This window comes from Dyadobacter sp., assembly GCF_051859145.1.
In the GTDB taxonomy this organism is placed as follows: domain Bacteria; phylum Bacteroidota; class Bacteroidia; order Cytophagales; family Spirosomataceae; genus Dyadobacter.
The window spans coordinates 3,043-3,537 of sequence record NZ_JBHYGF010000405.1 but is presented as its reverse complement, the minus strand read 5'-3'; the positions used below and the strand labels follow the sequence as shown (position 1 = coordinate 3,537).

Annotated in this window: 1 protein-coding gene; it reads left to right on the top strand. The window is 46.1% G+C overall.

Annotation, left to right across the window (positions count from 1 at the left end; genetic code table 11):
* Window positions 1-88: 88 nt before the first annotated feature.
* A partial coding sequence (locus ACTIE6_RS20345; RefSeq protein ID WP_439558380.1) for a tryptophan--tRNA ligase occupies window positions 89-495 on the top strand: 407 nt, incomplete at its 3' end.

Here is a 495-nt window from a genome sequence, read left to right as displayed (position 1 = left end):
AAGAAGACCACATTGTGCTTTTATCTTTCTGGGATAACCGCAGAAATCCGAAGGTCACTAATTAAATAAAGAATACTTTAAAACTGCAATGGCCAGAATTCTCACAGGCATTCAAAGTAGCGGAAGACCGCATTTAGGTAACATTCTCGGGGCGATTGCTCCTGCGATCGAACTCTCGAAAGATCCCAAAAACGAATCTTTTTTCTTTATCGCTGACCTGCATTCACTCACTTCCCTTAAAAACGGCGCGGAGCGAACGAACTTTGTGAGAGCTATTGCAGCAACCTGGCTCGCCTTTGGCTTCGACTACAAAAAGAATGTATTCTGGCGGCAGTCGCGCGTTCAGGAACATACCGAGCTTGCCTGGTACCTCAACTGCTTTACGCCATTTCCTATGCTGGCGAATGCAACTTCATTTAAAGAAAAGTCAGAAAAGCTGGCGGACGTCAATGCGGGCTTGTTCACTTACCCGGTCTTGCAGGCTGCGGATATTTT